The 14,607-nt window shown below is 67.3% G+C and carries 15 protein-coding genes; 8 read left to right on the top strand and 7 right to left on the bottom strand.

Annotated elements, in window-relative coordinates; genetic code table 11:
* Positions 1-7: 7 nt before the first annotated feature.
* Entirely contained in the window at positions 8-1,510 is a 1,503-nt protein-coding gene (locus C5E41_RS19160; RefSeq protein ID WP_181063310.1) for a CoA transferase, read from the bottom strand.
* Between the two features lie 98 nt (positions 1,511-1,608).
* Between C5E41_RS19160 and C5E41_RS19155 the strand changes: the two genes are divergently transcribed.
* Both C5E41_RS19155 and C5E41_RS19150 read left to right on the top strand, forming a co-directional pair.
* Positions 1,609-2,076 (top strand): MarR family winged helix-turn-helix transcriptional regulator, encoded by a 468-nt coding sequence (locus tag C5E41_RS19155; protein WP_181063309.1) that lies wholly within the window; start codon positions 1,609-1,611, stop codon positions 2,074-2,076.
* Positions 2,077-2,122: 46 nt separating this feature from the next.
* Positions 2,123-2,773, top strand: coding sequence for a TetR/AcrR family transcriptional regulator (locus C5E41_RS19150; RefSeq protein ID WP_104377176.1), 651 nt, complete (start codon positions 2,123-2,125; stop codon positions 2,771-2,773).
* 157 nt (positions 2,774-2,930) lie between these two features.
* On the opposite strand, the gene C5E41_RS19145 is transcribed toward C5E41_RS19150, so the two are convergent.
* Positions 2,931-3,110 (bottom strand): hypothetical protein, encoded by a 180-nt coding sequence (locus C5E41_RS19145; RefSeq protein WP_104377175.1) that lies wholly within the window; start codon positions 3,108-3,110, stop codon positions 2,931-2,933.
* A gap of 104 nt (positions 3,111-3,214) precedes the next feature.
* Here C5E41_RS19145 and C5E41_RS19140 point away from each other — a divergent pair, with 104 nt between their 5' ends.
* The gene (locus C5E41_RS19140; RefSeq protein WP_104377174.1) at positions 3,215-3,511 is read left to right on the top strand and encodes a putative quinol monooxygenase; all 297 of its coding nucleotides are present in this window, start codon (positions 3,215-3,217) and stop codon (positions 3,509-3,511) included.
* Positions 3,512-3,555: 44 nt separating this feature from the next.
* Here C5E41_RS19140 and C5E41_RS19135 read toward each other — a convergent pair whose 3' ends face one another.
* Both C5E41_RS19135 and C5E41_RS19130 read right to left on the bottom strand, forming a co-directional pair.
* Complete coding sequence (locus C5E41_RS19135; RefSeq protein ID WP_104377213.1) at positions 3,556-4,326, bottom strand: SDR family NAD(P)-dependent oxidoreductase; 771 nt, start codon at positions 4,324-4,326, stop codon at positions 3,556-3,558.
* Positions 4,327-4,331: 5 nt separating this feature from the next.
* Positions 4,332-5,150 carry an enoyl-CoA hydratase/isomerase family protein gene (locus C5E41_RS19130; RefSeq protein WP_104377212.1) on the bottom strand — a complete coding sequence of 273 codons (819 nt, stop codon included), beginning with the start codon at positions 5,148-5,150 and terminating at the stop codon, positions 4,332-4,334.
* Positions 5,151-5,235: 85 nt separating this feature from the next.
* Between C5E41_RS19130 and C5E41_RS19125 the strand changes: the two genes are divergently transcribed.
* The 3 genes from C5E41_RS19125 (at position 5,236) to C5E41_RS19115 (ending at position 8,264) form a co-directional block, all read left to right on the top strand.
* A complete protein-coding gene (locus C5E41_RS19125) occupies positions 5,236-6,048 on the top strand; it encodes an enoyl-CoA hydratase (protein ID WP_258081072.1) in 813 nt (270 codons plus the stop codon).
* Positions 6,049-6,347: 299 nt separating this feature from the next.
* Entirely contained in the window at positions 6,348-7,589 is a 1,242-nt protein-coding gene (locus tag C5E41_RS19120) for an acyl-CoA dehydrogenase family protein (RefSeq protein ID WP_104377173.1), read from the top strand.
* Between the two features lie 48 nt (positions 7,590-7,637).
* A complete protein-coding gene (locus C5E41_RS19115) occupies positions 7,638-8,264 on the top strand; it encodes a TetR/AcrR family transcriptional regulator (protein ID WP_258081071.1) in 627 nt (208 codons plus the stop codon).
* A gap of 115 nt (positions 8,265-8,379) precedes the next feature.
* Here the strand turns inward: C5E41_RS19115 and C5E41_RS19110 are convergent, their stop codons facing one another.
* The 3 genes from C5E41_RS19110 to C5E41_RS19100 all read right to left on the bottom strand — a co-directional run bounded on the left by C5E41_RS19110 (position 8,380) and on the right by C5E41_RS19100 (position 12,345).
* Positions 8,380-9,282: an acyl-CoA thioesterase gene (locus C5E41_RS19110; protein ID WP_104377171.1), complete on the bottom strand. Its 903-nt coding sequence runs from the start codon at positions 9,280-9,282 to the stop codon at positions 8,380-8,382.
* A gap of 130 nt (positions 9,283-9,412) precedes the next feature.
* Complete coding sequence (locus C5E41_RS19105; RefSeq protein WP_104377170.1) at positions 9,413-11,554, bottom strand: acyl-CoA dehydrogenase; 2,142 nt, start codon at positions 11,552-11,554, stop codon at positions 9,413-9,415.
* 32 nt (positions 11,555-11,586) lie between these two features.
* Positions 11,587-12,345, bottom strand: a complete 759-nt coding sequence (locus C5E41_RS19100) for an SDR family NAD(P)-dependent oxidoreductase (RefSeq protein ID WP_104377169.1) — start codon at positions 12,343-12,345, stop codon at positions 11,587-11,589.
* Between the two features lie 204 nt (positions 12,346-12,549).
* Between C5E41_RS19100 and C5E41_RS19095 the strand changes: the two genes are divergently transcribed.
* Together C5E41_RS19095 and C5E41_RS19090 are read left to right on the top strand one after the other, a co-directional pair.
* Positions 12,550-12,858 (top strand): hypothetical protein, encoded by a 309-nt coding sequence (locus C5E41_RS19095; protein WP_104377168.1) that lies wholly within the window; start codon positions 12,550-12,552, stop codon positions 12,856-12,858.
* A 35-nt stretch (positions 12,859-12,893) separates the two neighbouring features.
* On the top strand, positions 12,894-14,396 hold the full coding sequence (locus C5E41_RS19090) for a class I adenylate-forming enzyme family protein (protein ID WP_104377167.1): 1,503 nt from the start codon (positions 12,894-12,896) through the stop codon (positions 14,394-14,396).
* Positions 14,397-14,607 lie beyond the last annotated feature (211 nt).

The following is a 14,607-nucleotide window of genomic DNA, read 5'->3' as shown; positions in this document are numbered from 1 at the left end:
ACGACTTTCAGTTCGCGAGGTTACGTGGTAGCCATTCGGGGCGACTCGATCCGCGGGGCACCAGGACCGTCCGGTAGCGGCCGGGCGTCCGTGACATCACCACCTGGTCGGTGACCCCTTGATAGGGCCCCAGCGGGGTGTCCGCGGTGAAGGTCTGCGGCGGCAGATAGGCGTGGAGTTCGCCGGTGCCCGCGGTGTGCCGGGCATAGTCCTGGTCGAAGATGCCGAGCCCGAGGACCCAGAGCGCGACACGGGTCAGCGACACGTGGACGCGGTAGCTTCCGCCGTGCCGGGCGCGGCGCATCAACGCCTCGGTCACCCCCGCCGCCAGCAGCCAGGACACGATGTAGTCGTTGACCACCCCGATCGGTGGCAATGCGGGCTTCCCGTCGGCGCCTTCGAGTTCCATCATTCCGCTGACGGCGCCGGCCACCTGGTCGAACCCGATACGCTGCGCCCACGGGCCGTGCTCGCCGTGCAGTGACACCGTGGCGTGCACGATGCCGGGCCGCACCTGCGCGGCCTCTGCCGCGGACAGGCCGATCTTCTCGAGGTAGCCGGGGCGCCGGTTCGCGAAGAACACGTCGGCGTCGGCGAGCAGCGACCGGATCCGCGCGGAGCCGTCCGCCGAGTAGGGGTCGACGGTCGACGAACGCATGCCGACGTTGGCCGTGTAATAGGTGGCGTCGTGCTCGATTTCGTTGGGGCGCCACAGATTCAACACGTCGGCGCCGTGCAGTGCCAGGGCCCGTCCGGCCCCGGCGCCGGCGATGACGTGCCCCATCCCCAGTGCGCGAATTCCCTGGAGCGGATCGGAAACCCCCGCAGGCAACGGCTCGGGGGCGCTGTCGCCGATCTTGGTGATCTCGATCAGCGGCATCGCGGCCAGGACCTCGCGGTACTGGGATTCGTCCAGGAACTCGGTGGCGCTGCGCACCATGGGGATGACCACGCCGGCTTCTTCGGCGGCGTCCTCGAGTTCGCTCGCCTTCCATCGGGCCACGGCCGCGGACACCGCCGATCGGTCGTCGGGGGTCCCGAGCAGTCGCTGCGCCGCGACGTTCAGTTTGGGATACAGATTGACCGGCATCATCCATCGGTCGTCGGCGGTCCGGTGGAAGGTGAGGCTCAGCCCGTTGCCGGCGATCGCATTCATCCGCGGGGGATATCCGCCGAGCAGTTCCCATTTCTTCTCATACATCGGGCACAGCCGCCGGGGCGCCGAGCGCAGGTCGACGGTAATGTCCTGTTCGTTGCCGCCCCGCAGCCGCCACAACTTCGCTACCGCCACCGATTTGGCCGCCAGGGCGATCGCGGCCGCCCCGCCCAGACGCAGAGTGCTCGGGACGATCGGATCGGCGCCGTGGAAGGTCAGCGACCCGCCGGCGTCGGTGGCCGACATCCCGAGCGGGCCGAGCACGTTCGCGAGCTCCGCGACCGGATCGAACGCGTCGTCGGACGCCGGGGCGGCGATAGCGGCTGTGAGCCGGGCGGTCAGCGGATCGGTCACGTGAACTCCTGATACGAGAGGGAGCAGGAATAATGCATCACTAGAGATGTATCATGGCAGATGTAAGTTGTCACCTATCGATTTGGGATACTGGGCGCATGGATCTGTCGGAGCTGCGTCGGCTGGGGCGGGCGTTGTCGAATGCCGCGCTGACTTCGATGCATTTGGCCGTGGACAACTCCCTGACCGGTACCGAGGTGGCCGTCCTCGACTGTCTGCGGGTGCAGGACGGGCTGACGGTCGGCGAAATCGCCCGTCGCTCCGGATTCGCGCAGAGCCGGGTCTCCACGGTGGTTGCCGAACTGTCCGGGCGAGGACTCCTGGAAATCGGGACGGATCCCGGCGATCGTCGGCGCAGCCTCGTGAAAGGCACACCCGCACTGGTGAAATTGCTCGCCGATTCCCCGGAGTTGGACGCCACGCCCACGTTGCTCACGCTCTTCGCGGACCTGCCCGACGCCGAAGCGAAGGAACTGATCACCGCGCTGGAGAGTGCCGCCCGCGCCATCGAACCGAAGGCCGCGGCCTACCGTGATCGCACCGGCGGGAACCGGTCGCTGAAGTAAGAACGTCATTCCCCAAACCAGAGTTCTGAAAGTAGGGAGTCCACAAGTGTCCGACGGCAGTCGGAAAGCCGCCGAATCGGTTGTGCCCGGCGGCCGCTATCTGCGCCGGGTCGCGAATCCGGCCAGGCAGGCGCGCTACGACGACGAAGTGAAGAAACTGATCCGGACCACCGAGGAGGTCATGCTCGCCAAGGGGCGCACCGAGGTGCCCACGGTCGCCGAGATCGTCCGCGCGGCCGGGATGACGAATCAGGCGTTCTACCGGCACTTTCGCAGTCGAGACGACGTCATCGTAGCGACCTATGAGCAGGGGCTGCTGACGCTGCACAGCTACCTCGAACATCGTGTGTCGAAATGTAGGGGCGTTGGCGATCGGGTGCGGGCATGGATCGACGGCGTGCTCGCGCAGATCGAGGATCCCCGGCTATCGGAACTGAGTGCGGTGATTCTGTGGAATGTCGGGCAGGTCGCCAGGGGCGAGAGTGAGATCGAACCCGTGGGCTACGCCCGCATCCTGGAGCTGCTCGCCACCATCCTGGCCGATGCCGGAATTGCCGACCACGAGCGCACCGCGCTGTTCGTGCAGACGCTGGTCCTCGGCATGACCTCGCGCTATCACGACAGCGGTACCGTGCCGACCGCGGCCGACCGCGAGCATCTGGTGCGATTCTGCCTGCGGGGCATCGCCATAGCGTGAGGGCGGCGCCGTCCGGCCTGGTCAGTGACGCCCGTCTGCGCGCAGGGCGCGCACCAGGATCGGAACCTCCGCGAGCGCACGCATCGCGAGTAGGCGAGTCCGGCGATGAGGGAGGCGCCCGCGACATCGTCGAGTAGCAGGTACGGGCGGGGTGCGCCTAGATATCCTCGATCGTGCGCGTCACGGAATTGACGCGGGCGCGCATGGCGTCCTCGCCCAGCACAACCGGTTCACCACCGTCGCTGGGCGTCAACAGGTCTCGTGCGCGCCCGAGCAGCCGGAGCTGGGTTCCGGGCCCGTCCGGCCACTGCATATCGATGGTCGAGGTGCGCCGCACGGACCCGGGGCGACGTGGAGGAGTGGGTTCGGCCGAGTTTCGGATCCTGGTCGGACTTACACTGTTTCGCGGTAAGCGGACAGATCGAGAGTCGAGGAAAGAACATGGCATTGATCGCAATTCTGGAGCTGGCGTTCGCGCCGGACAAGCTGGACGCCGCGCGTGAGGTGATGTCTCGGGTGATCGCCGAGACTCGGGCATACGAGGGGTGTCAGGGCGTGGACGTGGTGATCGACATCGCCGACGAAACCCGCTGGCGGTTCATCGAGACCTGGGCCTCACCCGAACACGACGCCGCCTATCGCGCGTGGCGGGCCGGAGAGGGCGCCATCGCCGACCTCGGCCCGCTGCTCGCCGGCGCACCGGTGCTGACCCGCGGAGCGGTCGACCCCACGATCTGATCGGTAGGGTCGTCTCCGGCGGCGCCTCTTGCCTCGGCCACGACTCAGGGGGCGACCTGCGCTCTGCCGCCGTGGATTTCGATGCGCTGGCCGGAGATCTGGGCCGCCCGCTCGGAGACCAGGAACGACACCAGATTTGCGACGTCGTCCGGTCGCGTGACCCGGCCGAACGGCATTCCGGCATCCAAGCTCGCGGCATCCTCGGTCCCGGCCACGGCATTCGCGAGGCGGTCGCCCATCTCAGTGGCGACCAGCCCGGGAGCCACGATGTTGACTCGGATACCGTGCTTCTGCTCTTCGAGTTCCAAGGTTCGGCCGAGTGCCTCGAGTGCGGCCTTGCCCATCATGTAGGGCGCGCCGCCGGCTGTCGGATTGGTGGTGGCGACACTGGACATCAGTACTACAGCGCTTCGTTCGTTCACCCGCAGCAGCGGTGTCAGGGCGGCGCACAGATAGAACGCGCCGAGTGCGTGCACGGACACGACGCGGATCACTTCGGCCGGATCGGTGTCGGCGACGAATTTGCCCCGGCTGGCGATGCCCGCGTTGTGAATCAGGGCGTCCGCCCGGCCGAAGTCTGCTCGCACCGATTCGGCGAACGACGCCGTCGCGGCTTGGTCGGCCGCGTCCACCCGGTACATGCGGCACCGTCGCCCCGACTGTTCGATCAACTGCGCCGTCGTATCGGCCGCCGCCTCGTTGCGGTTCCAGGTCCCCGCGACATCGAATCCATCGGCGGCCAAACGCAGTGCGATGGAGCGGCCGATGCCACGTCCGGCACCGGTGACCACCGCGACCTTGGTGTCGTTTACCATGGCGCTCAACGGTTTCCGTAGACAGGGGCCCGGCGTTCGACGTACGCGGTCATCGCCTCGGACTGGTCCGCCGTCGCGGTGGTGAGTACCTGCTGCCGGTTCTCCATTTCGATCGCGGTGTCCAGTGAGGGGATCTCCAGTGCCAGCCACATGCCACGCTTGGTCAGGGCCAGCGACATCGGTGGTGCGGCGAGTAGCGAGTCGATCGCCGTGTTCACTCGTTCGAGCAGTTGCTCGCCCGGCACGACGTCGGCGAGCAGGCCGATGTGCAGCGCCTCGGCCGCATCGAAACGCCGCCCGGTGAGCATCAGTTCGTGAGCTCGGCCGGCCCCGACGAGCCGGGGCAGCATCCACGAGGTGCCGATATCGCAGCCGGAGAAGCCGACGCGGATGAACGAGACCGCGAATATTGCGCTGTCGCTGGCGATTCGGATATCGCAAGCGCTCACGAGCGCGAGTCCGCCGCCTGCCGCCGCGCCGTTGACCGCCGCCACGAACACCTGCGGCAGGCGGCGGATCTTCTGCACGAGGGTGGCGATCCGGGTCTGCACCAACATCGAGGTCTGGACGGCGCCGAGCCCCTCCGATCCGGGAACCTCGCCGAACCCGCCGAGGTCGAGGCCCGCGCAGAAACCGCGGCCGGCTCCCGTCAGCACCACCACCCGGGTTCGGTTGTCGGTGGCGAGCCGGTCCAGTTCGGCATGCAGGGCGTCTACCAGCTCGACCGTCATAGCGTTGAGCCGGTCCGGGCGGTTGAGCTTCAGGACGATCACGCCGTCTCTGGGCTGCTCGACCTCGATCAGCGGTTCTGGTGCGGTGTGCATGCGATCACGATACATAGATAACCTAGATAAACAAGTAGAGGTAGGCTGGTCGAAGAACCCGGCCGGAGCTCATCGAGGAGTGCATATGATCCACGCCGAACCAGCGATGGAATCGATCCTGCTCACCGAACAGCATGGTGGTGTCCGCGTTCTCACCCTGCATCGTCCGGAGGCGCGAAATGCGTTGACCAGCAGTCTGATCGTTGCGTTGCGTCGCGAGCTCGCCGCTGCCGACGCCGATGATCGAGTGGACGTGGTCATCCTGACTGGGGCCGACCCCGCGTTCTGTGCGGGATTGGATCTGCGTGAGCTGGGCGCGACCGGGGGCAATGCCGCCCGGATCGCTGATGCGGAGGTGCCGGTCGGCCATCCCTGGCGTCCGCTGTCGAAACCGGTGATCGGCGCTGTCAATGGTGCGGCGATCACCGGGGGCTTGGAGCTGGCGCTCGCGTGCGACTTCCTCATCGCCTCGGAGCGTGCGCGGTTCGCCGACACCCATGCCAGGGTCGGAGTGCTGCCCGGCTGGGGTCTGACGTCCCGGCTGCCCGCGGCGGTGGGGCGCGGCTTCGCCCGCCGGATGAGTCTGTCGGGTGACTTCGTCGATGCCGCGACCGCGCTGCGCGTGGGCTTGGTGACCGAAGTGGTGTCGCATGACCAGTTGCTGCCGACGGCGATGGATGTGGCGGTCTCGGTGGTCGGCAATGATCAGGCCGGCGTCCGGACGCTGCTGGAGTCCTACCGGCGCGCCGAGGATCATCTCGTCGATCCGGCGCTGGTCGTGGAGGACGCGACCTCGCGCGCCTGGATGGCGGAGTTCGAGCCGTCGCGTGTCGCTGATCGCCGCACCGCCGTCATCGGCCGGGGGCGTGCGCAGAATCAGGGGGCGCAGCGCGTGTAGGGGTTCGCGGGATTGCTCGGGCGGGCCTGCGCATTCCCCGGTGGCGGCGTGAACGATCGGAGGTCCCCCGCTCGCCCGTCGCGGTGACACGTGAAGAAGTCAGATCGGACTGTTGAAAACTGCTGGCCTACCCCTCTGTTCGCAAACTGTTGCTTAACAGTTTGGTGCAAAGCGATGTATAGCGAATTGGAGAAGGCTCGAAAACAGTCACCATTGACTGATATGCTTCCAGGTATCTACGGTGGATAGGCATCGACTAGTTCGACCGCCACGAATTCCACCGAGCCGGAAGGCATCTCATGACCCAGAACGCCGCCCTGGAAACCACGGTTCGCCGCACGCAGGATTCGATGTGGCACGACACGTGGCTTCCCACCGAGACCGTCGCCCTGCGCGCGGAAGCGCGAGCGGCGGTGACTCGGGTGGTCGCGCCGGTGGCGCGCCGGATCGGGGAGCAGGTCGAGTCGGCGGACAGCTTCCCCTGGGACGCCTTTCGCGGACTTGCCGATGCCGGGCTGTTCGCTCTGCCGTTCGAGGCGAAATACGGTCGCGGCCTGGAATTTCCGATGCTCGGCACCTGCACCGCAACCGAGGAGATCGCCTACCACTCCTCGTCGATGGCGGGGGTTTACGACGGGCAGTGCATTCTGGTGCCCCAGGCCCTGAGCTTCGCGACCGAGGAACTGCGATCGCGGTTGCTTCCGGCGCTGGTCTCGGGATCGGAGGCCTTTTCGTTCGCGACCACCGAGCCCAATGCGAGCAGTGACCTGTCGGTGCAGGCACTCGAGACCGTGGCGACCCCGGCCGAGGGCGGATTCCGGGTGAACGGGCGCAAGCGATGGATCACCAACAGCGTGGTCGCATCCTGGGCGGCGGTGCTGTGCCGTAGCGGGGACCGGATGAACATGCTGATGATCGACCTGCGCAATTCCGCCGGAATTCGGATCGGCGCCCCCGACCTGAAAATGGGACATCGCGGCCAGCTCACCGCGGACATCGTCTTCGAGGATGTCTTCGTGCCCCGCGCGAACCTGCTCGGCGACCCCGGCGCCGGATTATCGGTAGCGCTGTCGTGCCTGACCCGCGGCCGGATCGGGATCGGTGCCGCCGGTGTCGGTGTCGCGCAAGCCGCGCTCGACCTGGCCGTGGACCGCTTGCGCACCCGTAATCTTTTCGGTGGGCCGCTCGGCAAGATGCAGTACTGGCAGTTCAAGATGGCCGAGCGTGCCACCGAGATCGAGATGGCCCGCAGCCTCTATCAGAAGGCCGCGATCCGGTTGGACCACGGGGACCGGTCGGCCGAACCGGAGGCGGCCATGGCCAAGGCATTCGGGACGCGGATCGCGGTGGACACCGTGCGTGATTCGATCCAGATCCACGGCGGCTACGGGTTCGCCCGCGAGGTGGCCGAGACCGGCGAGTCGGTGCGGCTCGAAGAGCTCTACCGGGACGCCAAGATTCTGGAGATCTTCGAAGGCGCCAACGAATTACAGCAGTGGGTGATCGCCCGCCGTTTGATCGGTCGCGACGTCACGGGATGATGATCGCTGATCGATGCCGAAGCGGGAGGCGGACGGGTGGACATTACGGTGCGCGAACAGGAACGTAGCCGGATCAGCAAGCTGCAGATTCTCGATGCCGCGGTCCGGGTCCTGGTCGACAGCGGATACTCCGGTGCCACCACCTTGGCCATCCAGAAGGCGGCCGGCGTCTCGCGGGGCCGGCTGCTGCATCACTTCCCGTCCCGGGACGGACTGTTGGTCGCGGCCGTGCACCATCTCGCCGCCGAGCGAGTCCGCCACCTCGGCTCGCGCACGGACTGGCCGGCCGAGGAGCATGCGCGCATCGCCGCCGCCGTGCGGACCATGTGGATGACGTATCAGCAGCCGTACTTCTGGGCCTCGATGGAGCTGTGGCTGGCGGCGCGCTCGAACGCGCGGCTCAGGGCCGCATTGGTTCCGGAGGAACATGTGATGGGGGCGATGGTGCGCTCGGCAACGGACAACTTCTTCGGGTCCGCGCTGGCCGCGACGCCCGGCTACGCCGCCGTCCGGGAGACGTTGAATACGAGCATGCGCGGGGTGGCGCTGACCTACGCGGTCGAGCCACGCGAGCCGCTCCAGGATCCGCACCTGGCCGAGTGGATCGCGTTCGCGCGCCGAATGTTGATCCCCGAGGAAGCTCAGCCGATCCCCGCCGCAGAACGCGATCGTTGAGCGAGTGCCGCGGTGCCGTCCGTCGGTCGACACGGCTGGGCGGGCCCTGGCTCTGCCCGATACGCGAAGTCCGCTGTGCGCCGGGACCTGGCACCCGGCAGTCGCAATCGTGCCGCTACTTCCGCAGGCGCAGCAGGCCCTCCTGCATGGTGCTGGCCACGAGGGTGCCATTGCGGTCGTAGAGGTGGCCGCGGGAAAGACCGCGGCCACCGCCGGTCCACAGTCCCTCCTGCTCGTAGAGGTGCCACTCGTCGGAGCGGAAGTCCTCGTGCAACCACACCGAGTGGTCGAGGCTGGCGAGCTGCATACCGGGCTCGTCGATGGTGACGGCGTGCGGCGGGAGGGCGGATGACAGTAGGAACAGGTCGGAGGTGTAGGCGAATCCTGCCGCCTGGATGAGCGGGTCCTCGGCGAGCCGCTCCGTGGTCCGGATCCAGGCCCGCTGCCGGGGTGGCCGGGATTCGCCGCGCGCGTTGGCGACCCGCGGATACTCCTCCGGGAACCGGAAGTCGACGGCGATGTTGGCCCGCAATTGTGGCAGCCACGTCGCGCCCTTCAGGTAGTCCGGATCGACGGAGTCCTCGAAGGGGGGTACCTCCTCAGGTGGGGGCGCGACAGTTTCCCGAGCTTGGTGGGAGAACCCGCGCTCGGGCCGCTGGAAGGATGCGGTCAGTAGGAAGATGGTCACCCCACCCTGGGTGGCTCGCACTGATCGGGTCGTGAAACTTCCACCGTCCCTGACTCTTTCGACGTGGTAGAGCACGGGCGCCTGAGGGTTGCCGGGATGGATGAAATGACCGTGCAGTGAATGAGCCCGGCGTTGCGGGTCGACGGTTCGGCCCGCTGCGATCAGAGCCTGTCCGACGGCCTGGCCGCCGTAGATGCGCAGCGCGGCGTCGGTGTAGGAACGGCCGATGTAGAGGTCGGTGTCGACCTCCTCGAGCTCGAGCAGGCGCCCGAGCGGTGGTCGGGGACCGTTCGGCGGGTCGATCACGCCTGCCTCGAGAGTGCTGGACATGAGCTGAGTATATAACTAGGTAATACTTGTCGGCGAATCGGTGGGGTTCCAGACGTGGGCCCCGGCATCGAATGATGCCGGGGCCCTTGCGCTATGCCCTTGCCGTATCGGAGGTGCGAGGGGGCAATGGTCAGCGTGCGATTTGCTCTCGAGGCAATCCCAGCAGCCGCTCGGCGATCACGTTGCGGTTGATCTCCGAGGTCCCGCCCGCGATAGTGTGCGCCCGGCCGAACAGGTAGTCGCGCCCGACCTCGGGGAGCTGCCCGAGCACCGCTGCCGGTCCCGCGAGCCGCATTCCCGCCTCGGCGGTGTGCTGCAGATGTTCGGCCGAGAGCAACTTGGTGACACTGCCCTCCGGGCCGGGCCCGGCGCCCGTGACAGCGCGGGCGACGTGACGCAGGTTCAACACCTGTAGCGCCTGTTCCATCGCGAGCAGGCGCGCGACCTCGCGCACCGCCGCGGCGTTGTCACCGCCGATGTGGACCAGGTCGATCAGATCGAACGGGGTGCGCCCGTGCGACATGCCGCCGATGGACACGCGCTCGTTGCCGAGGGTCGCGCGGGCAACGGTCCAGCCGTTGTTCACCTCGCCGACGACGTCTTCGTCCGGTACGAAGACGTCGTCGAAGAAGACCTCGTTGAATACCGCGTCGCCGGTGATCTCCCGCAGCGGGCGCACCTCGACGCCGGGAGCGTCGAGGTCGATCACCATCGCGGTGATGCCCTTGTGCTTCGGAGCGTCCCGGTTGGTCCGGATGGTCGCGAGACCGCGATTGCAGTACTGCGCGTTCGATGTCCACACCTTCTGCCCGGTCACCCGCCAGCCGCCCTCGACCCGCACGCCACGGGTACTCACGGCGGCCGCATCGGAACCGGCGCCGGGTTCGGAGAACAACTGGCACCAGACCAGTTCGCCCAGCAGGCTCGCCCTGATCCACCGGTCGATCTGCTCGGGTGTCCCGTGTTGGCTCAGGGTCAGCGTGACCCAGGCGCCGATGCCCAGGTTGGGCAAGTCCACATTCGCGAACTCCTCGTCGATGACGAGTTGTTCGACCGGGCCGGCCTCGCGGCCGAAAGGCTTGCGCCAGTGCGGCATCAGGTACCCGGAGTCGACCAGCATACGGCGGTGGTCGGACTCGGGCGCGGCGCCCAGTTCGGTCACGAACGCGGCCGCCTCGGTGCGGAATACCTCCGCTTCCGGTGGCAGGTCTACGGCATACTCGCGGCGCACCCCGTCGACCGCAGCGGCGTAGATCGCGTCGGCGGCGGTGTCCACCGAGCCGAACAGCGCCCGGATGCTCTGGGCCCGGCGCAGATACAGGTGGCAGTCGTGCTCCCAGGTGAAGCCGATGCCGCCGTGGAGCTGCACGCTCTTCTCGGCATTGTGAACGTACTCGTCGTAGGCGATCACGCCCGCGACGTTCGCCGCCAATGTGCCCTGTTCGCCGTGTACGCCCGCGCGGGCGGCATCCCACGCCGTGGCCACCGCGAGTTCGGAGCCGGCCAGCATATTCGCCAGGTGGTGCTTGACCGCTTGGAACGAGCCGATGGTGCGGCCGAACTGTTCGCGCACCTTCGCGTAGCCGAGTGCGTGCTCGAGGGTGGCTCGGGCGCCACCGGCAGCCTCGGCGGCACCGAGGATCTGGGCGATGCGAGCGGCCGTTGTCGCGGCGCCGGGTAGCACGACCTCGGGGGTGACGTCGCGCAGATTCACGCTGCGGATTCGGAGTGTGGGATCGAGCGCGTCGACGATCTGCGAATCGACTCCGTCGGCATCTGCCCGTACCAGGGCGATGTTGTCGCCGACTCGCACCGCGAACAACGTTGCCGCGCCCGCGCCGACGACGGGTCCAGCGTCGCCGCGCAACGCCCCGGAGGCGTCGACGACCAGCGCACCTCCCAGGCCGAGCCCCGCGATCTGCGAGCCGTCCGCGAAACCGGGCAGCAGTGCCGTTTTCGCGGCGTCCGCATCGGAGGCGGCGAGCAGGCATGAGGTGACAACGGTCGAGATGAACGGGACCGGCGCGAGCACGGCGCCGAGTTCCTCCGCGACGATCGCAAGTTCGGGCAGCCCGTAGCCGTCGCCACCGAATTCGGTCGGTAGATGCAGTCCGAGCCAGCCGAGACCGGCGAACTGTTTCCACACTCCGGTCGTGTCGGCGTCCGGATCGTCGAGGAAGCGGCGCGCGAGTTCGGGCGCCTTCTGGTCGGTGAGGAAGGACCGGACCGCTTCGGCGATTGCGAGGTGGTCGTCCGTCAGTGCCAACGGCATGGGGGGTGTCTCCTAGCTGGGTGCGAGTGGGATCAGCGGGGCGCGAACCGCTGACCGGCGTCCAGTCGCAAGCACTGGCCGTTCAGCATCTGGTTGTCGACGATGGCGAGCGCGAGTTTGGCGTACTCCTCCGGCCGCCCCATCCGCTTCGGGAACGCGGCGTCGGCCACCAGCGGTGCAACCTGCTCATCGGTGAAGGCGGCGGTGGCCCCGGTGGCGAACAGGCTCGGCGCGATGGCCAGTACCCGGATGCCCTGCGGCCCGAGGTCGCGGGCCATCACCAGCGCCATGCCCGCGATGCCGGCTTTCGACGCGGTGTAGGCGACCTGACCGATCTGCCCCTCGAACGCCGCGATGGAGGAGGTGTTGATGATGACGCCACGCTCGGAGTCCTCGGCCTCATTCTTGCTCATATGGAACGCCTGCAGGCGGTTGAGGTTGAAGGTCGAGACCAGGTTCAGGTCGATGACCTGCCGGAAGGATTCGAGGTCGTGCGGCCCGCTGCGACCGAGGGTCTTCTTCACGCTGCCGCCGCCGGCGGTGTTGACCGCGATGTGCAGGCTTCCCAGATCGGCGACCGCGGTCGCGAGGGTTTGTTCGGCACCCTCGAAGTCGGTGATGTCGATGGGGTGAAAGATGCCTCCGATCTCATCGGCGACCTTCTTGCCGTCGCTTGCTTCCCGGTCGAGGATCGCAACCTTCGCACCCGCCGCCGCGAGAGCCTGCGCAGTCGCTTTGCCCATCCCCGACGCGCCGCCGACGACGGTCGCATTCTTTCCCTGGATCTCCATATGTGCTTCCTGTTCGCTGTGTCCGCCGCCGGGCTGCGGAGGGTGCTCGACGGATGGCTTGTGCGATGCGCAAGCCTGTGCTCCGCTTCGCTCACTTATAGTACTATCTAAACTATGTGACATGGACCATGGATCGGTGAAGTATCGAGATCACCACCCTCGGGTAACGTGGATCGGTCCAGCAAGAGGAAAGATGGAGGCAGCGTGATTCTCAAGGTAGGCCAGTCGCTGGCAAGCACCACCGACGCGACCGCGCTCATCGTCGTGCGCGCACCCAAGGAGGACGTCGCTCTAACCTGTGGCGGCGCCGATATGGTGGCAGGCAAGGCGGGAGTCGGTGATGGCAGTGGCATCGACCCCGCACACCGCTCCGGCACCCTGCTCGGCAAGCGTTACGTCGACGAGGAAATCGGACTCGAGGTGCTGTGCACCAAGGCCGGTGAGGGGTCGTTGGCAGTGGGAAGCCGCCCGCTCGAGGTCAAGCAGGCCAAACCGCTTCCGTCTTCGGACTGACAACCGCCTCGATCCGTGAATTATTGGAGTTTCGAATGAATTTGACGATGCTGCTGGACATGGCGATCGACGGTTTCGGAGACCGCGTGGTGATCGGTCGCCGCGAGGGCGGCATCACCGCCGCACGGCTCGGTGAGATGGCCGAGGCAGGCGCGGCCGCGATTCGCGAGTCCGGTGCGGATTCGGTGGTCTACCTGGCGGTCAACGGCCCGGCCTTCCCGGTCGCCATGTTCTCCGCGGCGCGGGCGGGCGTTCCGCTGGTGCCGGTGAACTATCGGCTCGGTGCGGAGCAGTTGCAGTCGTTGTTGGCCAACCATCCACGCGCGATCGGCATCGCCGACGAGGCGCAGGTGCCGATCTTGCGCAACGCCGGGCTCAGCGTCCTGACGCCCGCGCAGTGGCTGGCCCGGACCGCGCAGCCCGTCGCTGCCGATGCGGCGCCGGATCCCGAGGAGACCGAAGCGCCGGCCGTCGTCATCTACACCAGCGGCACGACCTCGGCGCCCAAGGGTGTGCTGCTGCGGCACGAGAACCTCACCTCCTACGTATTCGGCTCGGTCGAGTTCGCGTCCGCCGAGCCGACCGATGCCGCGCTCATCAGTGTTCCCCCGTATCACATTGCGGCGGTGGCGAATGCGATCACCAGCCTGTATTCGGGCCGGCGCACCCTGGTGCTCGAACGGTTCACGCCCGCGCAGTGGTTGCAGCTGGCCCGCGAGGAGGAGATCACCAACGCGCTGGTCGTTCCGACGATGCTCGCGCGGATCGTCGAATCCGACGAGGACAAGTCGCTGCCGGCGCTGCGCAGTCTCGCCTACGGCGGAGCGCCGATGCCCGCCGTCGTCATCGAGAAGGCCCTGAAGATGTGGCCGGAAGTCGGCTTCGTCAACGCCTACGGACTCACCGAAACCAGCTCCACTGTCGCCGTGCTCGGCCCCGAGGATCATCGCGCCGCGCTCGCCAGTGACGAGCCGGCCGTGCGGGCCCGGCTGGCCTCGGTCGGCCGCGCGGTTCCGGGCATCGACCTGGAAATCCGGGATGCCAACGACGCGGTGGTGGGCCCCGGCGTCGCCGGGAGCATTTGGGTTCGCGGTGAGCAGGTGTCCGCCGAGTATGCCGGCATCGGCCGCGCCGTCGACGACCGCGGCTTCTTCAACACTCGCGACCAGGGCTACGTCGATGAGGACGGCTATCTATACATCGGCGGACGGGTGGACGACACGATCATCCGCGGCGCGGAGAACATCGCGCCGGCCGAAATCGAGGACGTCATCCTCCGGCACCCCGCGGTGGCGGACGCCGCCGTCGTGGGTGTGCCCGACGATGAGTGGGGCCAGAGGATCGAAGCGGCCGTCGTGGTGCGTCCCGGGATGACACTGGACCCCGAGGAATTGCGCGCCTACGTGCGGAATGTGTTGCGCGGCAGTAAGACGCCCGAGCGGATCCTCTACTGGGACGAGTTGCCCCGCACTGAGACCGGGAAGCTGGTCCGGCGCCACGTACTCGAGCGGATCGTCGCCGACGACATCGTCGTCTGAACGCGCGCACCCGGCGATGTCGATGTCCCTTCCGGAATTCGGGAGGGACATCGGTCTTTTCGGACCTGTGGTGGTTGGCGACGCATAACCAGAGCGGTCTGACATCGCTAACTTAGATATCTAACTCGCGCAGAAAAGGTCAGTAACCTCTTTCACTTAGTATACTTTCTAGGTAGGGTGAGATCTGCGCCCCTCGGGTACGGGGCCTCGG

The organism is Nocardia nova (assembly GCF_002933465.1).
GTDB lineage: Bacteria > Actinomycetota > Actinomycetes > Mycobacteriales > Mycobacteriaceae > Nocardia > Nocardia nova_B.
This window is presented reverse-complemented; position numbering and strand designations above follow the sequence as displayed.